Below are 22931 nucleotides of genomic sequence, written 5' to 3' on the forward strand. Positions count from 1 at the left end.
CGAGTAGCCTCTCAGCGGATCACGATCTCGTCGGAGCGCATCGCGCCCAGCACTTCGCGCGCCTGACTGTCGAGAAGATCCAGATCGAGGTAATCGTCGGAGAGGCGATGGGTCAGGTTGGCCATCCGGTCGACCTTGGCGCGCAGCGCATCGCGCTCGGCGCGCTTGGCGTCGATCTCCGCTTCGATCTGCACGCGGCTGAGAATGCCGTAGCGTCCCTGTACGGCGGCAAAGGCGAAATAGGCGCCGAGCACCACCGCCACGGTCACGAAAATCAGAGGCCCGATCGTGGGGCGTCTCATAACCATTGTCCTGCCTCTCTTCCGTATCGGCCGCGCTCCGTCCCCCGGAGCCGCGTCCTGACCTCTGCCGGGCCCTGTATCTCGAATCATGTCACATGTGATTCGTCATTGGAATCCCCCCTGCGATCAATTCTGCAAAGATTCCGCGCAGAGTTGCGCGTCGGCGAATTGTCTCGCATGCACCGCCCTTGGTTGCGCACAAACTTGTTCCCACCCGCGCATCTGGCTAAGCAGGCACTGATGGAAACGCGCGCATGTGAGCATCTCCGGATTCATCGAGGCGATCGGATCGAAGAAGATTCGGCTCTTCGGCATCACCGCGCCCCCCGCCGCCGACGCGCGACGGTCCGGCCCTCGTCGCTATCGTGAAGACTATCGGTGATTACATCCTCGAATGGCTGGAAAGGCACACGGTGACCAGCGCCCGTCACGTCTGTCTCTACGACACTGGCTGCACCGACGACACGCTGGCGAAATCGGCGCACGATACGCTTCAGCGCCCGGGCGCTGGCACCGGTGACAGAATATGCGGATACTTTCAGAAGAAGATGTCCTCGGCCTCCTGTGCCACGGATACGAAATCCGCCGAGGATGACGGGAAGACCCCGGCATGCACCTCGCGCTCTGCGGGCATGGTGTAACTCGCCTCGACCGCGTCCAAAAAGCTGGCGATGTCGTTCGAAATCTCGCCCTGGAAGGCATTGTTCGTGTTCGGAGGAAGCGCCGATCGTGCTTCGCTCAGCAAGCGCACCAACGCGGCCCGGCTATCCCGCAGGGGACCATCGCGGTCGGCGCGGACCATATCTGTCATGCCGTCCAACGCGGCGCCGAGTTCCGCCGCGAGGCTCTCCATGGCCCTGACCGCAGAGATATCCGCGCCGCTCTGCTCGTCCGGGGAAAGGAAGACCGCGGCGCTCGACTCCTGCAACAGGGCCAGGCGGACGATCCCGGCGATCCCGGCCGCGATCTCGAGTGTGCAGTCGCGCAGCTGCTCCGACACTTCGAGCGTCGCTCCGCCGTCCGGCCCCAGACGGCCGGAGACCAGGGTCGCGTTTATCCCGAGCAGCTGGATGCGTTCGTCGAGACGGGATATTTCCGCGGCGGACGCGGCACTGCGGGCGTAAAGGGCCGAGAGAGCGGCCATGTCCGGCGCGATCCGATCACGCTGTGCTGCAAGTTGCTCTGCCCCGGTCGCCAGCCGGCGGGCGCGTTCGGCCACGCCGGCCAGTGATCTTGCCAAGGGAGCCTCGGCGATGCCGGCGAGTTCGACGCGCGCGTTTTCGACCTGCACTCCCATCCGATCGAACTCCGGCAGGGCGGCCTCGATGCCCATCCCCAAGTCGTCGATCGCCGCGTGCAGCTGTCGCTGCGCGAGCGTCCGGGCGGCAGGTCTTACGCCCGCCGGACCGGCCTCGCCGCGCGCCGCCATCGCCTCGACATGTTCCAGCCTCTGCCGCGCCGCGTCACCGCATTGAAGATGGGTCACCGCGCTTTGGAGGGCGGATCCGAGACGCTGCCGCGCTTCTCCGACCTGTTCCACGGCCCGGAGCGGCAAGGAATTGCCACGCAGCGCACCGAGCAGAGCAGAGATTTCCCTTCGAACATCCCCGATGTCTTGCGCGGTCCGTTTCATGCCGCGGATCTCCGGGGCGAGGTGGGCCAGCTGCCGGTCGCCCTGCGCCAGTTCCTCCCCCAGCTCTGCCACCGCGCGATCGATCCTGTCGAGGATTGTCCGGGCCTCCGTGGCGAAGCGCGCCAACGACCCCTCGTTCATGGCGCGGCTGACGACGAGGGCATTGGTCGCGATCATTCGCGCAAGCCGAATTCTGCGGACCTGAGCGGGGATCAGAGCACGGATCTCTGCGGCATTGCCGAGCAGCATTTCGGCCGCCTCGTCGAGCATGCCGAACTGGGCTTCGACCTTTTCGAGGAGCGTCCCGACGTCGCGCGCTGCCTCGTCGAGCCGTTTCAATCCCTCCTGGCCGGACGCCTCGGAGACGCGTCCCAGCATGGTCTGCATCGTACGGAGATCGTCGAGCCGTGCGAATAGCGCGGTCGATGCATTCAGGAAGACGGTTTCCAACTCGCCCGCCAGCTGCGCCGAAACTGTTCGGAGGGCGGCAAGCGACCGCGTGATATCATCGGTCATGCCGCACCGACCCGCATCTCGTACCGCGCGATCTCCGTCGCCAGCCCCTGCAGCGGAACCGCCCGTTCAGCGGCGCCGATGCGCATCGCCTCACCGGGCATCCCCCACACGACCGAGGTCGGCTTGTCCTGAGCGATGGTCTGGGCGCCGACCGCCCGCATCTCGGCCAGCCCGCGCGCGCCGTCATCGCCCATGCCCGTCATCAGGATCCCAAGCGCCGCCGGCCCGGCGGCGATCGCCGCCGAGCGGAACAGAACATCCACTGAAGGTCGATGCCGTGCGACATAGGGCCCATCGAGAATCCCCACGCGATAGCCCGCGCCTTGCCGCCGCAGAATGAGGTGGCGATCGCCCGGTGCGATCAGCACGCTGCCCGGGACGGGGCGGTCGCCATCGACCGCCTCGCTGACACTGACCGAACAGAGACCATCGAGCCGCCGGGCGAAGGCCGCTGTGAATTTCTCCGGCATGTGCTGGACGATCACGACCGGTGGCGTCGTCGGGGCCAGCCGCGGAAGCAGCGTCGCCAGCGCCTCCGTCCCCCCGGTCGAAGCGCCGATCACCACGAGCGGCCCGACGCCGGAGGGGATCGGCGCGCCGGGACGTGGCGGAGGCAGGATGACGTCGGCCGTAAGTTTCGGCCCAGGCGAGAGCTGGGTCGGCTCTGCCTTCAGTCGGGCGGACGCGCGATCGCCGAAGCCGCGAAGTCCGCCTGCCTTCGCAGCGGCGCGTACGGCGTCGGAGAGCCGGATCTGTGCTTCCTGCCGGGCCTCGGGTGAGGTCAGGCGCGGCTTGCCCACGACCTCGCGGGCCCCAATTTCCAGCGCGCGCATCGCGGCATGCGAGCCGGCATCGGTATGGCTCGAACAGACGACGACGGGCAGCGGGTGCTGTGCCATTATCTTGGCCAGAAAAGTCAGCCCATTCATACGCGGCAATTCCAGATCCAGCAGCATCACATCGGGCAGCGCATCGCGCATTTTCTCTGCCGCGTCGAAAGCATCGCGGGCGGTCGCCGTCACCCGAATGGCCGGATCCGCGCCCAGAAGTTCGCACAGCGCCTTTCGCGCGGAGGCGCTGTCATCGACGATCAGAACATTGATCTGCGCCATCAAGTCGCTCCTTCGTTGCGGAACACGCCGGGGGCCATCTGAACGAGCGAAGGCACCTGCACGATCATGGACTCGGAATGGCCGACGATCAGGTAGCCGCCGCGACGCAGGTGTCGCGCCAGCGCGGCGAGCACCCGGTGCTGCGTCGGCGGGTCGAAATAGATCAGGACGTTGCGCAGCATGACAACGTCCAGACCGGTTTCGATCGGATAGGGTATCTCCATCAGGTTCATCGGTGCGAACCGGACCCGCGCACGGAGTTCCGGCACAATTCGTGCCTGCCGAACCGGGCCTTTCCTGCCCTGCATGAGATAGGCGTCGCGCAATGCCGGGGGGACCGGCTCCAGATCCGATAGCGGAAAGACGGCGTTTTGCGCGATCTGCAGCACCCGGTGAGAGATGTCGGTGCCGAGTATGGCCCAATCCAGCCGGCGATCAGCCTGTGCCGCACGGGCCAGCAGCATTGCCGCCGACCATGCTTCGGCCCCGGTCGAGGCTGCCGCGCTCCAGAGCCGGAACCGGACCGTCCGTCCAGCGGGCGCAGGCGCGAGGCATTCGGGAATGATACGCTCCTCCAGAAAGCGGTAATGTGCCGGCTCCCGGAAGAAGTCGGTCTTGTTGGTGGTTATCAGATCGATGATCCGGGGCAATTCTTCGCGCATTGCTCCATCGTCGAACAGGTGACCGAGATATGCGTCCAGCGTGGGGAATCCGAGCGCGACCATACGCTTGCGCAGGCGCGACTCGATCATCACGTTTTTAGACTCCCGCAACCGGATGCCGCTGACCTCGTGAACGAGGTCGCGGAACCGATCGAGCCTGGCGTGGCTGGTGCTGGTTGCCGTGTCTACCATTGTCAGGCGGCGAATGCGGCCGACGCGAGAACAGCGACATCGTCCGCGAAGAGCCCGTCGACATCCAGCACTGTCACGAAGGCGCCGTCACGCCGACCGATGCCGGCCACCATAGATTCGTGCCATTTCAGCAAACCCGCCTCGGCCAGCGGCCGGGTGACAGCCTCGTCGAGCTCTGTCACCTCGATTACCTGGTCGACCCGGAGCCCGACACTGTGATCGGCGTCACCATCGCCGCGCAGCCCCAAGACAATGATCCGCGTATCTGGCGCGTCATCGCAGTCGGGGCGTCCCAGAAGACGGCGCAGATCGATCACCGGTACCGAAGCGCCGCGCCGGTCGATCAGCCCCAGCAGATGTGCTGGCGTTCGGGGCAGTGGAGTGATTGGCCGCACGTCCAGAATCTCGACCACAGGCGCAACGGGCAGAGCGAAAAGCGTGTCCGCCAGTCCGAAGGTGACGACGGTACGGTGGTTCTGTGTCATGTCTTCGCATCCTTGCTGTGGGACTTGTGTCTGATCATGCAGCGTTGCGGCCGGCCCGGGTGAACTGAGCATCCAGCTCGTCCTCGCTGACGGTCATGTCGAAATCGAAGCCACCGGACTTGGGTGGCGATTTGGGCTGCGCGGCCGATGCCCGTCGTTGCGGTTTGCGGCCGGTGGACGTGGACGACGCCGCGTGCCCGGCGGGAGCGGCCATCCCGTCAGCCAGCCGGAACAGCGACATCGTCGCGCGCAGTGTCTCGGCCTGAGCCGACAGCTCTTCGGCGGTCGACGACAACTGCTCGGACGCCGAAGTATTTTCCTGCGTGACCTTGTCCAGCTGCTGGATCGCCAGATTCACCTGTGTGGCGCCGGTGGCCAGCTCCTGACTGGCGCCGCTGATCTGGCTGACCAGTTCGGCGGTGCGTTCAATGTCGGGGACCAGACCGTCGAGCATCCGGCCGGCATCCTCGGCAGCCTTGACCGTGTCCGAAGACAGTCCGCTGATCTCCCCGGCCGCGGTTTGGCTGCGCTCTGCCAGCTTACGCACCTCGGAAGCGACCACGGCGAAGCCTCGGCCATGTTCACCTGCGCGCGCGGCTTCGACCGCCGCGTTGAGAGCCAGGAGGTCGGTCTGGCGCGCAATTTCCTGCACCACCATGATGCGCTCCGCAATGGTCTGCATCGCAGTTACGGCGCGCGACACCGCCAAGCCCGAAGCCCGGGCGTCCTCGGCCGATTTCTTGGCCATGCCCTCGGTTTCGGACGCGTTCTCGGCCGTCTGCTTGATGCTGGCGGTCATCTGCTCCATCGAGCTCGACGCTTCCTCGGTCGAAGAGGCCTGCTCGGTCGCGCCCTGGCTGAGTTGTTCTGACGTGCTCGCCATCTCGCCGGCGCCCGAGGCGACGTTGCTGGCACCGCCGGTAACTTCGCCGACGATGTCGCGCAGCTTCTCGACCATGATGTTCTGCGCGCGCAGCAGATCGGTCACCTCGTCGTTGCCGCGCAACGTGGCCGTTTGCGTCAGATCGCCGTCCGAGACGCGGCGCGCCAGTTCGATCGAGCGATTCAGCCCGCGCGAGATCGTCATCACGATCCACGTGGCTGTCAGGGCGCCGAGCACCACGGCGGCGATCATCAACCCGATCACGGTCTGTCGCGCTTTGGCGTAGAGCGCATCGGTGTTCCGGATCGCCTCGGCCATGATGGCATGGTTGGAAGCCAGAATTGCGTCGAGGCTTGTCTGCATTTCGGTCCACTGGGCTTGTCCATCGCTCGACACGAGCCGGTAGCCCGACAAAGCCCCGTCGTTGTCGGCCATGCCCATCGCGCGATTGTTGATGTCGCGCAGCTTGGCGTTGATGTCGGTATAGGTGGCGATTTCCGCCTTGCCCTCGGATGTCGCAAGGGCAAGCAGGTCGGTGACCAAAGCGTCATGGGCCTTTCGCCCGGCTGCGAGTTCGCTGCGCAATTCGGTCCGCATGGAAGCGCGTTCGCTCAGCAGATATTCCCGCACGTTGCGCTGGATGCGCAACTGCTCAGCATTCAGTTGCTGGGACAATTCGATCCTGCGCGCGGAGTTGTTGACCAATTCGCCCAAACGATCGTTGAGGCGTCCGAGATCGCGGATCGCGAATGCGAGGCCAGTGCCAGCGAGGGCAATCAGAAGAACGAATGTGGCGGCCAGTTTGAGTTTCAAGGTAAATCGCATCAGGCATGCTCCGGTTGCGGTGTGGACCCCGCGGACGTTGCGCCGGGCCTTTCTGGTTGGGCGGTTCGCCCGATGAGAAAATCGCCGAAGATCGTCGACAGGTCGGGTATCGTGACGAAGCGGCCGGACCAGCGTCCGACGGCGGCGACGTAGCGGGGCGGCCAGCGGCTGCCGACCGGAGGTATGCGTTCGATGGATTCGGGCGGGATGCGCGTGACCTCATGCACGCTGTCGGCGAGGATGCCGACAATGCTGCGCTGGTCTTCGAGATCGAGATCGAGGACCAGAACACGGGCCGCGATCCCCCCGGTGGCGCGCGGCATTCTCAGCGGAACCCGCAGGTCGGCGAGCGGCACCACGGCGCCGCGAACGTTGATCAACCCGGCGACGAAATCGGGCGCACCGGGCACGCGGGTCATGGCGCCCGGTTCGAGTACCTCGCGCAGCTGCGCTGTCGGGACCGCCAGTGTTTCACCGGCGAGGTGAAAGGTGACGAGATCACCGTCGAGCGCGCGGGGGTCGCTGTTCAGGGTCATGCCGCCTCCTGACCGGTTTCGGCCTCGCTATGGCCGCGCGCGACCAGTTGCGGGACGTCGAGGATCAGCGCCACCGCGCCATCGCCCAGGATCGTCGCGCCGGAGAACGCCTTGAGCCCGGCATGCAGCGGCGAGAGCTGCTTGATGACGGTCTGATTGGTGCCGATGATGCGGTCCACCACCAGTCCGACGCGGCCATCGCTGCTGGTCACGACGATCACCTTCTGATGCGGGCCGGGTGCGCCGGGACTGTCCAGCAGATGGCGCAGGCGCAGGAAGGGCACCAGGCTGTCGCGAATGTCGAGAAATGCGTTGCCGCTGTCGGGCATGGCCATCTCGGCGGGAAGCTCGACGATCTCATCGACTGCGGCCAGCGGGATCACGAAACGTTCGTTCGCCACCTCGATCAGCAGACCGTCGACGATGGCGAGGGTCAGCGGCAGGCGCAGGGTAACCGTCGTGCCGTGGCCGGGTTCGCTCGTGACCTCGAGCGTCCCGCGCAGCGCCTCGATCGTGCGCCGCACCACGTCCATGCCGACTCCGCGCCCCGACAACTCAGTCACCGTGGCGGCGGTCGAGAAGCCCGGAACGAAGATGAGTTGGAAGAGCGCGTCGTCGCTCAGCTCGGCGGTTTCGGCGATCAGCCCGCGCTCCACGGCCCGGTCGCGGATCGCGGCACGGTCGAGACCGCGTCCGTCGTCGCCAAGCGAGATCAGCACCTCGGCCCCGGAGTAGCGGGCCTTCAACCGGATTTCTCCGGTCTCGGGCTTACCCATCGCGCGCCGGGTCGCCGCATCCTCCAGGCCGTGGTCGGCGGCGTTGCGGATGATATGCATGAGCGGGTCCGTCAACCGCTCGACAACGGTCTTGTCCAGCTCGGTCTCCTCGCCCTCGACCGTGAAAGTGAGCGACTTTCCCAGACTGCCGGTCAGATCATGGACCAGCCGGCGGAAGCGTCCCGTGATCGCGCCGATCGGGGTCATGCGGATCGACATCGTCGTGTCGCGCATCGCCGTGGTCAGGCGCTGAATGTCTTCGGCCACCGCGATCAGCCCGGGGTCGCCGGACTGTGAGGCCAGTTCGATCAGCCGGGCCTCTGCGATCACCAGTTCCCCGACACGGTCCATCATGTCGTTGAGGCGCTCGGCCGGCACCCGCATGAGCGCACCGGAGCCGCGGCTAGCCCCCTCCGCGGGCCGGGCCGGCGCCGGATCGGTTGCGGGTTCCTGTTCCGGGGCCGTAGATTCCTTGCTCGCGCGTTGCGGGGGCAGGGGGTCCGCCGGTTCCGACGACTCGAGTTCGAGGCGGAGGCCGTTCTCGTGGAACAGGAAGACGCCGCGGATATCGTCCTCGGTCGCGGTTGAGTCGATCCACGCCTCCCATCCGAGGTAGAGCTGCAGCGGGTCCAGCGCATCGAGGGGCGGAATCTCGTCGGTCAAGGCAAGGATCTGCGCCGCGCCAAGGTGTTGCAATTCCTCCAGTACCAGTTCTGGTCGGCCGCCCAGCGTTGGCGTGTCCGGTGGCAGGAAAAAACGCAGGTGCCTGCCGGGCGCGGCCGGCGGAGCGTCGGAGGTGAGATGGTCGGCGAGCCGCTTGAGGATGGCGTTGCCGTCATCGCGCGCAGCCCCGGATAGCAGGCCAGCGACGTGATCGCGCGCCGCGAGGCTGATCGTGATCAGGTCTTCGTCCACCGGCACCGTCCCCTCACGTACGGCTACGAATGCCGTCTCGAAGTCATGCAGGAAACCGGCGATGTCGGTGCGCCCGAACATCGCGCCGGATCCCTTGAGGGTATGCAGATCGCGGAAAACCCCGTCGATCAGCCCACGGTCCCCCGGGGCGTCCTGCAAGGCCAGCAACTGCTGCTCCAGGCTTTCCACGAGGCTCTCGGCCTCCGCGCGGAAGGTGTCGAGAGAGTCTTCGTCCATCATGTCCCCACCACCTTGCCGATTACCGAAAGGAGTTTCTGCTGGTCGAACGGCTTCACCATCCAGCCGATGGCTCCCGCCGCGCGGGCCTTGTCCTTGATCGCGGCTGCGGTTTCGGTCGACAGGAAGACGATTGGCACGCCGAGGTTGGCGGGGCGTGCCCGGAACGCCTGGCAGAACCCCAGCCCGTCGAGCCGGGGCATGTTCTGGTCCGTGATGACCGCATCGAAGCTACGGGTCCGGCTGATGTCCAGCGCGTCCTGCCCGTCCACCGCAGTGGCCACGTCGTAGCCAGCGCTCTTCAAGGTCGTGGCGATCATTTGTCGGACCGACAGGGAGTCGTCGACCACCAGAATACTGCGTGTCATCTATTGAAACCTCAGTCGGAATTCGAAGGCGTCTCGGAAAGCGCGCGCGGAAAGAGATGACCGGAGCCTCGCGCCCGAGATCGCGGCGCAATCGGGGAAGTTGCGGAGGCGCCAGCCCCGTAACGTCGAGCCGGAGGCATCGGGAGTCGGTTGCATGAACGAGACCTCGTGTTTCTTGGGCCGGGAACAAAGCGGTCACACGAGGCATAGCAACGCCGCCTTAAGGCTTCCCTAAAGACGCCGCTGAATTTGCCGCCGTCTCGATCGGAGAAACGAAACCGCTGGGAATCGCGGTGCAAGGGGAGTGGATATGCATGGCGGCGGCGACCACGCCAGCGCCCTGCGCTGTTTCACCGGTGCGAACCCCAAGGCGAACGCGCCGCAAGAGACACGACAGACCCGCTTTGCGCGGGCTCCGCGTGGAGGCTCGCCGAGCATGAAAAGGGGCTGCCGCGCCTTAGGTCTGGCAACAAGAAAAAGAGGGCGCGGTAGGTTCCGCGCCCTCTCAGCGTTCATCGTCTGCCCACCGATCCCATCGGCGCGGCAGCGGGTATGCGCGTGCCGTTGCCCCCTTTCCGACACGGCGTCGGAGGTGTCCAACCGGCAGCTATGAATCGGGCAGAGCCCCTTGATCGGTAACCGATCTTACCCGGCCACAGACGCCGCATGGATCGAGGTGATCGCATCTTCCAGCATCGCGTTGAATTCCTCGTCCGACTGCTGGGCCGAGAGGCCCTCGGTCAGCGCGCGCGAGAAGGACGCGATCATGCCGGTGTTCTTGGCCAGCTTCTCGTTCGCCTCGTCGCGCGAATAGCCGCCCGAGAGCGCCACGACCTTCAGCACCTTCGGGTGATCGACCAGCGGCTTGTAGCGGTTCGGCTCGGTCGGCAGCGAGAGCTTCAGCATCACCTGCTTGCCCTCGGGCACCGCGTCGAGATGGCTCAGAATCTCGGCCAGCAGCATCTGCTCGGCCTCGTCCTTGTCGGAGATCGAGATCGTCACTTCCGGCTCGAGGATTGGCACGAGTCCGTGGCTGAGCACCTGCATCCCGAGCTCGAACTGCTGATCGACGATCGCCTTGATGCCGCCGACATTGGCCGCGGAGATCACCGAGCGCTCCTTGGTGCCGAAGATGCCCGCCTTCACGGCACGCTCGAGCAGAGCGTCGAGGTTCGGGATCGGCTTCATCAGCTGCACGCCGTGCTCCTCGGCCTCGAGGCCCTTGTCGATCTTCAGGAAGGGCACCACACCGCGCTTTTCCCAAAGATAGGTGGCGGTGGGGGTGCCGTCGATGTCACGATCCATCGTCTGCTCGAACAGGATCGCGCCCACCACTTTCTCGCCGGTGAAGGCGGGGGATTTGATGATCCGCGAGCGCATCTGGTGGATCAGGTCGAACATCTCGTCTTCGCTGTTATAGGCATCTTCCTCGATGCCGTAGAGCCGCAGCGCCTTGGGGGTGGAGCCGCCCGACTGGTCGAGGGCCGCGATGAAGCCGTTGCCCTCGCGCATCTGCTCGGTCTGCTTGGCGTTGGACATGGGAATTCCTCCTGCGGGATATAGGGTCGTCTGAAGGGATAGTTTCCGCGCCGGGGCGATGCAACGCTGGTGACGCTAACATATCGAAACGGCGCGCATTTTGGCGTGTCCTCGCCGGCCCCGCCCTCGCGCGCCTTGAAACGCTGCGCGAAAAGACAAGGCCGGGGTGCTTTCGCAGCCCCGGCCCGATCCGTTTGCTCTTTCCTGTCTCCCGCCCGTTTTCAGGGCGCGCGGCTCAGCTTTGCTGGTCGAGCGCCGCCACTCCGGGCAGGACCTTGCCTTCCATCCATTCGAGGAAGGCACCGCCAGCGGTAGAGATATAGGAGAAATCCTTCGCCGCACCGGCCTTGTTGAGCGCGGCCACCGTGTCGCCGCCGCCCGCGACCGAGATCAGCTTCTCCTCGCGCGTCAGCTCGGCCGCTTTCGCCGCCGCCGCATTGGTCGCCGCATCGAAGGGTGCGATCTCGAAGGCGCCGAGCGGGCCGTTCCAGATCAGCGTGCGCGAGTTCTCGAAGACCTTACTGATTTCCTCGACCGATTTCGGTCCGGCATCGAGGATCATCGCATCCGCGGGGCAGGCGTCATTGGCCACGGTCTCGTTCTCGGCCCCCGCCTTGAACTCGCGCGCCACGACCACGTCGACGGGCAGGTGGATCTTGCAGCCCGCAGCCTTGGCCTTCTCCATGATCTCCTTCGCCGTGTCGGCCATGTCGCGCTCGGCCAGCGATTTGCCGACGTCGATGCCTTGCGCCACGAGGAAGGTGTTCGCCATGCCGCCGCCGATGATCAGGTGATCGACCTTCGCCACCAGATTGCCGAGCAGGTCGAGCTTGGTCGAGACCTTCGCCCCGCCCACGACTGCCGTCACCGGACGGTCGGGATCGCCAAGCGCCGCCTCGAGGGCTTTCAACTCGGCCTCCATCAGGCGACCGGCCGCGGCGGGCAGGATCTTCGCGATGCCTTCGGTCGATGCGTGCGCCCGGTGCGCGGCCGAGAAGGCGTCGTTGACATAGACCTCGCCAAGCGCGCCCATCTCGGCGGCCAGCATGGGGTCGTTCTTCTCTTCGCCGGCGTGGAAACGGGTGTTCTCCAGCAGCAGAACCTCGCCCTTCTGCAGCGCGCCCACGGCTTCCTTCGCAGGGCCGCCGATGCAGTCCTTTGCGAATTTCACCGGAAAGCCGAACGCCTTCTCCAGCGCGGGCACCAGCGGCTCGAGGCTCATCTCCGGCACGACCTGCCCCTTGGGGCGCCCGAAATGCGCCAGCAGCACCGGCTTGCCGCCCTTCGACATGATGTCCTGCACGGTCGGCACGATCTTCTCGATCCGCGTCGCGTCGGTCACTTTTCCGTTCTCCACGGGCACGTTGATATCCACGCGCACCAGCACGACCTTGCCGTCCAGATCGACCTCGTCGAGGGTTTTCCAAGCCATGATATCACTCTCCCAATCTGCGCAGGGGGCCATCGCGAATGTGGCCCGCTCCCGCGGCTTGCGTTCTTCTTGCCTGCGGCGATGGGTCGCGTCAACACGGCGGACCGAACTGCGGCGCTTTGTCCTTGCCGCGCAAGGGCCTCGCTCCTATGGTCGGCCCAAATTTCAACGGAGGACCCAATGGCCGATATCAAGGATCCCGAGAACACGATCATCATCGAGCTCAAGGACGGGCCGGTCGTGATCGAGCTGCTCAGCGACGTCGCCCCGAAACATGCCGAGCGCATGAAGCAGCTCGCCCGCGACGGCGCCTATGACAACGTGGCCTTCCACCGCGTGATCGAGGGCTTCATGGCCCAGACCGGCGATGTCGCGAACGCCAATATGGAAAAGGACTACAATCCGGGCCGTGCGGGCACGGGCGGGTCGCAATATCCCGACCTTCCGGCGGAATTCTCGAAGCTGCCGCATGATCGCGGGACGCTGGGCGCTGCGCGCTCGCAGAACCCGAACTCGGCCAATTCGCAGTTCTTCATCAACTTCAAGGACAACCACTTCCTGAACGGTCAATACACGGTCTATGGCCGCGTGATTTCGGGGATGGAGCATGTCGACAAGATCGCGCGCGGCGAGCCGCCGGCGAACCCCGACCGGATGATCTCGGTGAAGGTGGCCGCCGATGCGTAATATCCTGCGCCGCACCGTCCTCGCCGCCGCCGCGAGTCTCGTCGTCTCGGCGCCCGCCGCCTTCGCGCAAGACAGCTCTGGCGTGCCGGATACCGGCGGGCCGAAGCTCGTGCTGCAGATCGGCGGTCAGACCGAAGGCAAGGTCGTGATCGACCTGCTCACCGACAAGGCCCCGAAAGCCGCCGAACGGCTGATGAAGCTCGCCAAGGAAGGCAAATACGACGATGTCGTCTTCCACCGCGTGATCGACGGCTTCATGGCCCAGACGGGCGATGTGCAATTCGGCAAGAAGGGCGGAGATACCTCGATGGCCGGGATGGGAGGCTCCGATCTGCCCGACCTTCCGGCGGAATTCTCGAACATCTCCTTTCAGCGCGGCATCGTGGGCATGGCCCGCTCCGCCGATCCGAACTCGGCAAATTCGCAGTTCTTCATCATGTTCGCCCCCGCGCCCCATCTCGACGGTCAATATACCGTCGTGGGTCATGTCGTGAGCGGCATGGACGTGGTCGACAAGATCAAGAAGGGCGACGCGGCGCGCAACGGCGTGGTCGAGGATCCCGATTACATCGTCAAGGCGACGGTGGAAGACAAGTAAGACGGGCAAGGGGGCTTCGGCCCCCTTTCTCTTGCGCAGGCAGTCACTTTCGGCTTGGCCCAAATATCCCCGGGGGTGAGGCGGGATCAGCGGCCTTCCAGTGGAAGGACGCCCCGGCGAACGCCCGAAGCGCAAGCGAAGGGCCGTCAGCGCGGGGCAGCGCCCCTCCCAGCTTTTACAGCCGCGCGATGCGCTCGGTCAGGAGCGTGTAGAACCCTTCCGCATCCAGATCGCCCATGAACATCGCATTCGGCGCCCGGTCGGTCACGCGCCACCAATCGGCGACGGTCATGCCCATGGTCAGCTCCGACGTCGTCTCGATCTCGACATTGATATGCCGCCCTGTGAACAGGTCGGGCTTGAGCAGATAGGCGATCACGCATGGGTCGTGCAGCGGCGCACCTTCCGAGCCGTATTTTGCCATGTCGAAGCGCTCGAAGAAATCGGTCCAGCTGGCGACCGCATGGCCGACGCGGGTGCCGAGATTGCGGAACGCTTCGACGCGGGCGCGGGTGGTGAGCGCCTTATGCGTCACGTCGAGCGGCATCACCACCAGCGGCACGCCGGATGTGAACACGATCTCGGCGGCCTGCGGATCGACATGGATGTTGAACTCGGCGGCGGGCGTGGTGTTGCCCACCTCGAAATAGGCGCCGCCCATCAGCACGATCTCGGCGATCTTCTCGGCGATATCGGGGGCGCGGCGCAAGGCGGTCGCGATATTGGTGAGCGGGCCCAGCGGGCAGAGCGTCACGCTGCCGGCGGGATGATCGCGCAGGGTCTCGATCAGGAAGTCGACCGCGTGCTGGTCCTGCAGCGGCATCTGAGGCTCGGGCAGTTCGATCCCGTCGAGCCCGGTCTTGCCGTGGACGTATTCCGCGGTCACCAGTTCGCGCGCGAGCGGCCGGTCGCAGCCCGCATAGACCGGCACATCCGTGCGTCCGGCAAGTTCGCACACCACGCGCGCGTTCTTGGATGTCAGCGGCAGCGGCACGTTTCCGGCGACGCAGGTGATGCCCAGGACTTCCAGCTCGGGGCTGGCCAGAGCCAGCAGGATCGCCACCGCGTCATCCTGTCCGGGATCGGTGTCGATGATGATCTTGCGCGCCATGTTCGCCTCCTTCGTGGGTTCCGCGCGACCTTGGCGCGGCGGCGCGGCGATGTCCAGATATGGGGGCGGATGACGGTGAGGCGCACCAAATCAACAATACCTATGCGTGTGTTCGCCCCGAAGCTTTCCAGCCACCGGCCACATTTGGCCACATTCGGTCTTTAGACAAATTGCTGCAGGGAAGGACACCCAGACATGAACCAGCATCACGTTTTCATTGCAGCGCCCGCTTCGGGGGGGATGAGTGGCCGGATGGCCCGCACGCTTGGCTGCGGACAGGACGCTCTGGCCCGCGCAGGCTATGGGCAGGCCGTGATCGGTGCAGCAGCCAGTGGCCGTGTCCATCTTGATTCGCAATTGATCGGCGATGCGGCGGCGGGGCTCTATCACCTCTTCGCCCGAGCCCAGGAACGGGCCGAGCGGTTTCGCGCAGCGCTGGCCGGGACGGTCGGTCGCGTGGTGCTCTACGCGCCGAGCTATGAAGACTATTACCCGGCGCTCTGGCGTGACCTCGCCGCCCGCCGCCCGCTCAAGCCCTTCGCCGAGCTGACGCCGCGCCTGATGGCGCGCCCGCGTCGCTGGGTCGACGTGGTGCGTGATCTGAAGGCGGGGCTCGAACCCCGCGAGATCATCGTCTTGCCGCATGGCTCGCAGATCGGCGAGGCGCTGGCGGCGCTGGTGCCGGGCGCGTCGCTCGAGCCCGCGCCCGATGCCGAACCCAACCATTCCGATACGGTGATTGCGATGATGCAGCGTCTGCATCATTCGGGCGTCGTGATCGGGCCGAAGCAGAAACGCCGTCTGGCGCGGTTCCACGAGCATCAGCCGCAGGGCACGCCGATTGCGGAGTTCGACGCGCTCGACCGGGTCTCGCTGCAGCGCCGCTACGAGCAGGATCTGGAGCAGATGGCTGCCATCGACGGCGTGCGCATCGGCCCCGACGAAGCGTTGCAGATCGCCGCCCAGTAAACGGTTCGGTTCGCTCCTTTGCGAGAATGAAAAAAGCGGCGCCTTCTGGACGCCGCTTTCTTTTTTCGGAGGCACGCCTGCGATCAGCCGTCGAGATCGACCTCGTCGATCAGCTTCAGCGCGGTCGGGCGCAGTTCTGCCAGCTTCGCGAGGTCCAGCGTGTCGGGCGTGAACTCGCCCCAGCTTTGCACCAGCTCGGACCGCGCAACGCCCGGCTTGATCGGGAATTCGTGGTTGGTCTGAGCGTAGATTTCCTGCGCTTCATCGGAGACGAGGAATTCCATCAGCTTGAGCGCGTCCTCGCGGTTCGGCGCAGATTTGGTCATCGCCATGCCCGAGACGTTCATATGGGTACCGCCTTCCTCGAAGACCGGGAAGGTGATGCGCACGGAATTGGCCCATTGCGCCTGCTCGGGATCGGCGAGCATCTGGCCCATGTAATAGGTATTGCCCAGCGAAATGTCGCATTCGCCCGCCCAGATCGATTTCACCTGGCTGCGGTCATTGCCCTCGGGCGTCTTGGCGAGGTTCGCTTTCAGCCCTTCGAGCCATTCCTTGGTCGCCTCTTCGCCGTGATGGGCGAGATAGGCGGAGGTCAGCGCGACGTTGTAATCCGAGGTGAAGGAGCGGGTGCAGATGCGGCCCTTCCATTTCTCGGAGGCTAGGTCTTCATAGGTCGTCACCTCGCCATCGGCCACGCGCTCTTTCGAGGCATAGACGATGCGCGCCCGCGAGGTCAGGCCGAACCAGTGGTTCTCCGGATCGCGGAATTCGGCGGGGATCGCGTCTTGCAGCGCCGGGGCCTCGACCGCCTGCGTCACGTCGGCATTCACCACTTCGCTCAGCCGCGCGATATCGACGGTCAGCACCAGATCGGCGGGGGAGCGGTCGCCCTCGGCTTTGAGACGCTCGACCATGCCTTTCTCGACATAGGCGATGTTCACCGCGATCCCGGTCTCTTCGGTGAAGGCGTCGAGCACGGGCTGGGTCAATTCAGGCTGGCGGTGGGAATAGATGTTCACATCCGCAAGCGTCGGCGTGGCGAGGGCCGTGCCCATCAGGGCGAGGGCGAGGGTCCGGGTCATTGAAGTCTCCATTCGCGTTTTCGTGAGCGAAGAGGTAACGGCGGTTCACGAAGGCGTCAATGCCTGAGTGAAATAATCGGAATAATTTGCCGGCGCGCTTCCTGCCTCATTATTGGGCGTTCGATTTCGCAATAAGCAGGGGCAGGGCGTATTTTTCGAAATTGTTCCTTTCACCGATGCCCTCGCTCCGTCATCGTGAAGAAACGCGACATCCTATTGCGGGAGCGAGACTTATGGCGATCCATGCCAGCATCTATCACTTGACCCATTACCAATATGACCGCCCGGTGACGCTCGGCCCGCAGATCATCCGCCTGCGGCCTGCGCCGCATTCGCGCACCCGGGTGATCTCGCATTCGCTCAAGGTCTCGCCCGGCGGGCATTTCGTGAATCACCAGCAGGACCCCTATGGCAACTGGCTTGCGCGCTTCGTCTTTCCCGAGCCGGTGACCGAGCTGAAGATCGAAGTGGACCTCACGGCGGATATGACCGTCTACAACCCGTTCGACTTCTTCACCGAGGAATATGCCGAGGAATGGCCCTTCGACTATCCCGAGGAGCTGCGCGACGATCTGTCGATCTACCGCACGCCCGAGCCGGAAGGCCCGCGTCTGGCGCAGTTCATCGGCGAGATCGACTACACGATCAAAGGGACGGTCAATTTTCTTGTCGCGCTCAATGCGCATATCTCGAACGTCGTCGATTACACGATCCGCATGGATCCCGGCGTGCAGACGCCAGAGGAGACCTTGGAGAAACGCTCGGGCTCGTGCCGGGACAGCTCGTGGCTACTGGTTCAGGTACTGCGCCATCTCGGCTTCGCGGCGCGGTTCGTCTCGGGCTACCTGATCCAGCTGAAGCCCGATCTGGAGGCGCTCGACGGGCCGTCTGGCACCGATCACGACTTCACCGACCTGCACGCGTGGTGCGAAGTGTTCATCCCCGGCGCGGGCTGGATCGGTCTGGACCCGACGTCCGGATTGCTGACCGGGGAGAGCCATATCCCGCTGGCCGCCACTCCGCATTTCCGCAATGCCGCGCCGATCTCGGGGGGCTTTTCCTCGGTCGGCAGCCCGGAGGTGAGTTTCGCCTTCGACATGACGGTGGACCGGGTGGCCGAACATCCTCGCATCACCAAGCCGTTCTCCGACGAGGCATGGAAGCGGCTCAATGCGTTGGGGCGCAAGGTGGATGAAAGCCTGAAGGCGGGCGATGTGCGCCTGACGATGGGGGGAGAGCCGACCTTCGTCTCCATCGACGATTTCGAGAGCGACGAGTGGAACACCGCCGCCGTGGGCCCGCAAAAACGCGCGCTGGCCGATGAGCTGATCCGGCGGCTGCGCGACCGCTTCGCGCCGGGGGGGTTTCTGCATTACGGGCAGGGTAAATGGTATCCCGGTGAAAGCCTGCCGCGCTGGACCTTCTCGCTCTACTGGCGGCGCGACGGCAAGCCGATCTGGCGCGACGAAGATCTGATCGCCAAGGAGGGCGACGAGACCGGCGCGGGCCCGGAGGAGGCCGGCACGTTGATGCGCGGCATCGCGGAGCATCTGGGGATCGAGCCCGATCACGCGCAGCCCGCCTATGAAGACCCGGCTGAATGGATGCTCAAGGAAGGCAACCTGCCAGAGAACGTCACGCCCGAAGACAGCAAGCTGAAGAACCCCGAGGATCGCGCCCGTTTCGCCCGGGTCTTCAATCGCGGGCTGGAGACGCCCACGGGCTACATCCTGCCGGTGCAGCGCTGGCAGGCCAAGGCGCAGCCCGGCCATCGCTGGCGCTCGGAGAAGTGGAAGACCCGGCGCGGCAAGCTGTTCCTGATCCCCGGGGACAGCCCTGCCGGGTTCCGTCTGCCGCTGGGCGCGCTGCCCTATGTGCCGCCCGCGCAATATCCCTATCACTACGTCACCGATACCTCGCTGCCCAAAGGCGATTTGCCCGATTTCCATGCCGAGATGGAGAAGGCCGTCGCGAAGGGGTTGGTCGACAAGCCCACCGAGGAACACAGCCAGCCCGTCTCCGAGGCGCAATCGGCCGAGCCGGGCCAGACCATCGTGGAGCAGGATCTGGATACGATCGACGGCGTCGTGCGCACCGCGATCTCGGTCGAGCCGCGCGACGGGCGGCTGTGCGTCTTCATGCCGCCGACCGAGGATCTGGAGGACTATCTCGAACTGATCGCCGCCGCCGAGGAAAGCGCCAAGGCGATGGGGCTGCCGATCCATATCGAAGGCTACGCCCCGCCGCATGACCCGCGCCTCAACGTGATCCGGGTCGCGCCCGATCCCGGGGTGATCGAGGTGAATATCCATCCCGCTCATAGCTGGGAGGACTGCGTCGCCACCACCGAGGCGATCTATGAGGAGGCCCGCCAGTCCCGGCTGGGGGCCGACAAGTTCATGATCGACGGGCGCCATACCGGCACGGGGGGCGGCAACCATGTGGTTGTCGGCGGGGAGACGCTGCTCGACAGCCCCTTCCTGCGTCGCCCCGATCTGCTGAAATCGCTGATCCTGATCTGGCAGCGGCACCCGTCGCTGTCCTACCTGTTCTCAGGGTTGTTCATCGGTCCGACCAGCCAAGCCCCGCGGATCGACGAGGCGCGGCACGATACGCTCTACGAGCTGGAAATTGCGCTGAGCCAGATCCATCCGCCCGAGGCAGGCAACGTCCCGCCGCCGTGGCTGGTGGACCGGCTGCTGCGCAACATGCTGACCGACGTCACCGGGAACACGCACCGCGCCGAGATCTGCATCGACAAGATGTTCTCGCCCGACGGCCCCACGGGGCGACTTGGCCTCGTCGAATTTCGCGGCTTCGAGATGCCGCCGGACCCGCGCATGTCGCTCGCCCAGCAGCTTCTGTTGCGGGCCATCATCGCGCGGTGCTGGAATGTGCCGGTAGAGGGGCGTCCGGTGCGCTGGGGGACGGTGCTGCATGACCGCTTCATGCTGCCGCATTACCTGTGGGAGGATTTCACCGATCTTCTCGCCGATCTGCGCCGCCACGGTTTCGATCTCGATCCGCAATGGTTCGAGGCGCAATCGGAGTTCCGTTTCCCCTTCTGCGGTCAGATCGAGGCGGAAGGCGTGCACTTGGAGATCCGTCAGGCGCTGGAGCCGTGGCATGTGTTGGGGGAGACCGGCGCCATTGGCGGTACGGTTCGCTATACCGACAGCTCGGTGGAGCGTCTGCAGGTGAAAATGACTTCGCTCCATCAGGACCGCTACAGGGTGATGTGCAACCGTCGCCCCGTGCCGCTGGCGCGGACGCAGGAGAGCGGGGTCTCTGTCGCGGGAGTACGGTTCAAGGCATGGCAACCTGCAGAGGCGCTGCATCCGACGCTGCCGGTCAATGCGCCGTTGACCTTCGACATCTATGACGACTGGACGGGCAGGGCGATCGGGGGCTGCGTCTACCACGTGGCCCATCCGGGGGGGCGCAACTACGATACCTTCCCGGTGAACGGCAACGAGGCGGAAGCCCGCCGATTGGCGCGCTTCGAGGGGCACGGTCACACGCCGGGGGCATATCGTCCGGAACCGGACACCCCGCATCCGGAGTTTCCCCTGACGCTTGACCTGCGACGTCCTGTCGGGCTGAGTTGATCCGAGCCTAACGGAGACCCGATGCAAAGCCCCGATACGCCCGACGCTGCGAGCCCGCTCGAACAGCACCCACTTCTGGCGGGCTATGCGCCTGTGCCCGGCGTGGCCGACGAGCTGTTCGAACGCTCCGGCGCGATGCGGCGGGTCTGGCGGCCCTTCGTGGAGAAGTTCCTGCAGCTCGAACCGGGGGAAATCCCCCAGCGGTTCGAGCGCGGCAATCAATACCTGCGCGACGCGGGCGTCTATTACCGGCAATATTCCAACGACGTTCTGGCCGAACGCGAATGGCCGCTTAGCCATATTCCCGTCGTGCTGCATGAAAGCGAATGGTCGAGTATCTGCGAGGGGCTGGCACAGCGCGCCGATCTGCTCGAGGCGGTGATGGCCGATCTCTACGGGCCTGGCACGCTGGTCTCCAACGGACACCTGCCGCCGGAACTCATCGCGGGCAATAAGCACTGGATGCGCCCGATGGTGGGGGTGCAACCCAAGGGGGGGAACTACCTGCATTTCCTCGCCTTCGAGATCGGGCGCTCGCCGGACGGGTCGTGGTTCGTGCTGGGGGATCGGACGCAGGCGCCCTCGGGGGCAGGTTTCGCGCTGGAGAACCGGATGGCCACGGGGCGCATCTTCCCCGAGAGCTTCCCGCGCGATCATATCCACAAGCTCGCCACCTTCTTCGGCGATTTCCGCGCCGCGCTGGAGACGCTGGCGGGGCGAGGCGAGGGAGATATGCGCCGCGCCGCGATCCTGACGCCGGGCCCGGCCAATGACAGCTATTACGAGCACACCTATATCGCGCGCTACCTCGGCCTCTCGCTTCTCGAAGGCGAGGATCTCTTGGTCCAGAACGGCGAGGCGATGGTCCGCACGATCGAGGGGCCACAGCCGCTGGGTGCCCTCTGGCGGCGGATGGATGCGAGCTTCGTCGATCCGCTGGAGTTCGATCCCGCCACGCAGATCGGCACGCCCGGTTTGATGGAGGCGGTGCGCGAAGGCAATCTGGCGATGGTCAATGCGCTGGGCGCAGGGGTGCTGGAAACCCGCGCGTTGATGGCTTTCCTGCCGAAGATCTCGCGGGTGCTGACCGGGCAGCCGCTCGCCATGCCCAATATCGCGACATGGTGGTGCGGCGGCGCGTCAGAGCGCGCCCATGTCCGCGCCAATGCGGCCAACATGATGATCGGCCCCGCGATGGCGGTGGATCTCCCGTTCGATCTGGATGCCGCGACCGCGCTGGGCGGGCAGTTCCGTTCGGGGGCGGAGGCGCCGATCGCGGACTGGCTGGAGGCCGAGGGCGGCCAGCTCGTGGGGCAGGAGGCGGTGACTCTGTCGACGACGCCCGCATGGCATGACGACGGGCAGGGCGGCGGCGCGATCCGGCCCTGTCCGATGACGGTCCGGGTGTTTGCCGCGCGCACGCCGCAGGGCTGGCAGTTCATGAAGGGCGGCTATGCCCGGATCGGGCCAGAAGGCGATGCGACCGCGCTCTCGATGCAGCAAGGCGGCGCGGTGGCCGATGTCTGGATCGTCTCGGATAAGCCGGTGCCCTCGGCGAGCATCGCGCCGCGCCAGACTGGCACCTTCCGGCGCAAGATCCCCGGCACGCTGCCTGCGCGCGCCGCCGACAACCTGTACTGGCTCGGCCGCTATATCGAGCGCTGCGAAGACTCGATCCGGGTGATCCGCGCCTATCACCTGCGCCTCGCCGCGACAGGCAGCCCGGAGGACCCGCGGCTGGCCCGACTGGCGCAGTTCCTCGGCGCGCATGGCTTCGACATTTCCCAGCCCGTGCCCGACGCGCTGTTGCAGCGGCTCGATGCGGCGCAGGCCTGCGCGTCGAAAGTACGCGACCGGTTCTCGACCGATGGCTGGCTCGCGCTGAAGGATCTGTCGAAAACCGCCCGGGAGATGGTGAATACCGCGCGCCCCGGCGACGATGCGGCCCGCGCGATGGGGGTGCTTTTGCGCAAGATCACGGGGTTCTCCGGGCTCGTGCACGAGAACATGTATCGTTTCGAGGGCTGGCGCTTCCTGTCGATCGGGCGGGCGCTGGAGCGCGCCGACGGGCTGGCCGCGCTGCTGATCCGTTTCACCGCCGAGGACGCACCGGAAGGAGCGCTCGATCTGGCGGTGGAGGTCGCCGACAGCGTCATCACCCACCAGCGCCGCTACCGGGTGCGCACCAACTTGGAGACGGTGCTGGACCTGCTGGTGCTCGACGCCGCCAATCCGCGCGCAATTCTTTTCCATATCAACGGTTTGAAAGCGCTTCTTGATGAACTCCCCGGTGCGGAGGTCGCCGGGCGTCCGGGCGATCTGCTGCGCGCGCTCATGCCGCTGCGCACCCAGCTCTCGGTGATCGAGCCCGAGGAGGTCACGCTGCAGATGTTACAGCAGATCCGGTCGGACCTGTTCCGGCTCTCCGATCTCGTGTCGCAGAAATATCTGAGGTAATCC

General features: G+C 65.5%; 18 protein-coding genes. 5 read left to right on the forward strand and 13 right to left on the reverse strand.

Annotated elements, in window-relative coordinates:
- Positions 1-11: 11 nt before the first annotated feature.
- The 11 genes from B6V75_RS01270 to B6V75_RS01320 form a co-directional block, all read right to left on the reverse strand.
- Positions 12-308, reverse strand: a complete 297-nt coding sequence (locus B6V75_RS01270; protein WP_075775013.1) for a septum formation initiator family protein — start codon at positions 306-308, stop codon at positions 12-14.
- Positions 309-840: 532 nt separating this feature from the next.
- Positions 841-2451 carry a hypothetical protein gene (locus B6V75_RS01275; protein ID WP_088718477.1) on the reverse strand — a complete coding sequence of 537 codons (1611 nt, stop codon included), beginning with the start codon at positions 2449-2451 and terminating at the stop codon, positions 841-843.
- Positions 2448-3563, reverse strand: coding sequence for a chemotaxis response regulator protein-glutamate methylesterase (locus B6V75_RS01280; protein ID WP_088718478.1), 1116 nt, complete (start codon positions 3561-3563; stop codon positions 2448-2450). Before B6V75_RS01280 ends, B6V75_RS01275 begins: the two co-directional genes overlap by 4 nt.
- A complete protein-coding gene (locus B6V75_RS01285; protein WP_088718479.1) occupies positions 3563-4417 on the reverse strand; it encodes a CheR family methyltransferase in 855 nt (284 codons plus the stop codon). Before B6V75_RS01285 ends, B6V75_RS01280 begins: the two co-directional genes overlap by 1 nt.
- Before the next feature lie 2 nt (positions 4418-4419).
- Positions 4420-4902 carry a chemotaxis protein CheW gene (locus B6V75_RS01290; protein WP_088718480.1) on the reverse strand — a complete coding sequence of 161 codons (483 nt, stop codon included), beginning with the start codon at positions 4900-4902 and terminating at the stop codon, positions 4420-4422.
- Between the two features lie 34 nt (positions 4903-4936).
- Positions 4937-6598, reverse strand: a complete 1662-nt coding sequence (locus B6V75_RS01295; RefSeq protein ID WP_346393642.1) for a methyl-accepting chemotaxis protein — start codon at positions 6596-6598, stop codon at positions 4937-4939.
- 11 nt (positions 6599-6609) lie between these two features.
- Complete coding sequence (locus B6V75_RS01300; protein ID WP_075775006.1) at positions 6610-7146, reverse strand: chemotaxis protein CheW; 537 nt, start codon at positions 7144-7146, stop codon at positions 6610-6612.
- Positions 7143-9077, reverse strand: coding sequence for a chemotaxis protein CheA (locus tag B6V75_RS01305; protein ID WP_088718482.1), 1935 nt, complete (start codon positions 9075-9077; stop codon positions 7143-7145). The genes B6V75_RS01300 and B6V75_RS01305 overlap by 4 nt, the downstream gene beginning before the upstream one ends.
- Entirely contained in the window at positions 9074-9442 is a 369-nt protein-coding gene (locus B6V75_RS01310; protein ID WP_088718483.1) for a response regulator, read from the reverse strand. The genes B6V75_RS01305 and B6V75_RS01310 overlap by 4 nt, the downstream gene beginning before the upstream one ends.
- A 645-nt stretch (positions 9443-10087) precedes the next feature.
- A complete protein-coding gene (locus tag B6V75_RS01315; protein ID WP_088718484.1) occupies positions 10088-10981 on the reverse strand; it encodes a fructose bisphosphate aldolase in 894 nt (297 codons plus the stop codon).
- A 235-nt stretch (positions 10982-11216) separates the two neighbouring features.
- A complete protein-coding gene (locus tag B6V75_RS01320; protein WP_088718485.1) occupies positions 11217-12413 on the reverse strand; it encodes a phosphoglycerate kinase in 1197 nt (398 codons plus the stop codon).
- 180 nt (positions 12414-12593) lie between these two features.
- Between B6V75_RS01320 and B6V75_RS01325 the strand changes: the two genes are divergently transcribed.
- Both B6V75_RS01325 and B6V75_RS01330 read left to right on the forward strand, forming a co-directional pair.
- On the forward strand, positions 12594-13100 hold the full coding sequence (locus B6V75_RS01325) for a peptidylprolyl isomerase (protein ID WP_075775001.1): 507 nt from the start codon (positions 12594-12596) through the stop codon (positions 13098-13100).
- A complete protein-coding gene (locus B6V75_RS01330; RefSeq protein ID WP_075775000.1) occupies positions 13093-13698 on the forward strand; it encodes a peptidylprolyl isomerase in 606 nt (201 codons plus the stop codon). Before B6V75_RS01325 ends, B6V75_RS01330 begins: the two co-directional genes overlap by 8 nt.
- Positions 13699-13873: 175 nt before the next feature.
- On the opposite strand, the gene B6V75_RS01335 is transcribed toward B6V75_RS01330, so the two are convergent.
- Positions 13874-14809 (reverse strand): nucleoside hydrolase, encoded by a 936-nt coding sequence (locus tag B6V75_RS01335; protein WP_088718486.1) that lies wholly within the window; start codon positions 14807-14809, stop codon positions 13874-13876.
- Between the two features lie 252 nt (positions 14810-15061).
- Here B6V75_RS01335 and B6V75_RS01340 point away from each other — a divergent pair, with 252 nt between their 5' ends.
- The gene (locus B6V75_RS01340) at positions 15062-15778 is read left to right on the forward strand and encodes a hypothetical protein (protein WP_075774998.1); all 717 of its coding nucleotides are present in this window, start codon (positions 15062-15064) and stop codon (positions 15776-15778) included.
- Positions 15779-15861: 83 nt separating this feature from the next.
- Here B6V75_RS01340 and B6V75_RS01345 read toward each other — a convergent pair whose 3' ends face one another.
- The gene (locus B6V75_RS01345; RefSeq protein ID WP_240496883.1) at positions 15862-16863 is read right to left on the reverse strand and encodes a Fe(3+) ABC transporter substrate-binding protein; all 1002 of its coding nucleotides are present in this window, start codon (positions 16861-16863) and stop codon (positions 15862-15864) included.
- 233 nt (positions 16864-17096) lie between these two features.
- On the opposite strand from B6V75_RS01345, the gene B6V75_RS01350 reads away from it, so the two are divergent.
- Positions 17097-20471 carry a transglutaminase family protein gene (locus tag B6V75_RS01350; protein WP_088718489.1) on the forward strand — a complete coding sequence of 1125 codons (3375 nt, stop codon included), beginning with the start codon at positions 17097-17099 and terminating at the stop codon, positions 20469-20471.
- Between the two features lie 21 nt (positions 20472-20492).
- Positions 20493-22928, forward strand: a complete 2436-nt coding sequence (locus B6V75_RS01355) for a circularly permuted type 2 ATP-grasp protein (protein WP_088718490.1) — start codon at positions 20493-20495, stop codon at positions 22926-22928.
- The last annotated feature ends 3 nt before the right edge of the window (positions 22929-22931 follow it).

The organism is Thioclava sp. F1Mire-8 (assembly GCF_002213165.1).
In the GTDB taxonomy this organism is placed as follows: Bacteria; Pseudomonadota; Alphaproteobacteria; order Rhodobacterales; family Rhodobacteraceae; genus Thioclava; species Thioclava nitratireducens.

Excerpts from the sequence above, each read along its gene's own strand:
- B6V75_RS01335 (WP_088718486.1), bottom strand. The coding sequence starts at position 14,809 with ATGGCGCGCAAGATCATCATCGACACCGATCCCGGACAGGATGACGCG.
- B6V75_RS01280 (WP_088718478.1), bottom strand. The coding sequence starts at position 3,563 with ATGGCGCAGATCAATGTTCTGATCGTCGATGACAGCGCCTCCGCGCGA.
- B6V75_RS01290 (WP_088718480.1), bottom strand. The coding sequence starts at position 4,902 with ATGACACAGAACCACCGTACCGTCGTCACCTTCGGACTGGCGGACACG.
- B6V75_RS01270 (WP_075775013.1), bottom strand. The coding sequence starts at position 308 with ATGGTTATGAGACGCCCCACGATCGGGCCTCTGATTTTCGTGACCGTG.
- B6V75_RS01300 (WP_075775006.1), bottom strand. The coding sequence starts at position 7,146 with ATGACCCTGAACAGCGACCCCCGCGCGCTCGACGGTGATCTCGTCACC.
- B6V75_RS01350 (WP_088718489.1), top strand. The coding sequence starts at position 17,097 with ATGGCGATCCATGCCAGCATCTATCACTTGACCCATTACCAATATGAC.
- B6V75_RS01320 (WP_088718485.1), bottom strand. The coding sequence starts at position 12,413 with ATGGCTTGGAAAACCCTCGACGAGGTCGATCTGGACGGCAAGGTCGTG.
- B6V75_RS01340 (WP_075774998.1), top strand. The coding sequence starts at position 15,062 with ATGGCCCGCACGCTTGGCTGCGGACAGGACGCTCTGGCCCGCGCAGGC.
- B6V75_RS01345 (WP_240496883.1), bottom strand. The coding sequence starts at position 16,863 with ATGACCCGGACCCTCGCCCTCGCCCTGATGGGCACGGCCCTCGCCACG.
- B6V75_RS01315 (WP_088718484.1), bottom strand. The coding sequence starts at position 10,981 with ATGTCCAACGCCAAGCAGACCGAGCAGATGCGCGAGGGCAACGGCTTC.
- B6V75_RS01330 (WP_075775000.1), top strand. The coding sequence starts at position 13,093 with ATGCGTAATATCCTGCGCCGCACCGTCCTCGCCGCCGCCGCGAGTCTC.
- B6V75_RS01310 (WP_088718483.1), bottom strand. The coding sequence starts at position 9,442 with ATGACACGCAGTATTCTGGTGGTCGACGACTCCCTGTCGGTCCGACAA.
- B6V75_RS01355 (WP_088718490.1), top strand. The coding sequence starts at position 20,493 with ATGCAAAGCCCCGATACGCCCGACGCTGCGAGCCCGCTCGAACAGCAC.
- B6V75_RS01325 (WP_075775001.1), top strand. The coding sequence starts at position 12,594 with ATGGCCGATATCAAGGATCCCGAGAACACGATCATCATCGAGCTCAAG.
- B6V75_RS01305 (WP_088718482.1), bottom strand. The coding sequence starts at position 9,077 with ATGATGGACGAAGACTCTCTCGACACCTTCCGCGCGGAGGCCGAGAGC.
- B6V75_RS01285 (WP_088718479.1), bottom strand. The coding sequence starts at position 4,417 with ATGGTAGACACGGCAACCAGCACCAGCCACGCCAGGCTCGATCGGTTC.
- B6V75_RS01275 (WP_088718477.1), bottom strand. The coding sequence starts at position 2,451 with ATGACCGATGATATCACGCGGTCGCTTGCCGCCCTCCGAACAGTTTCG.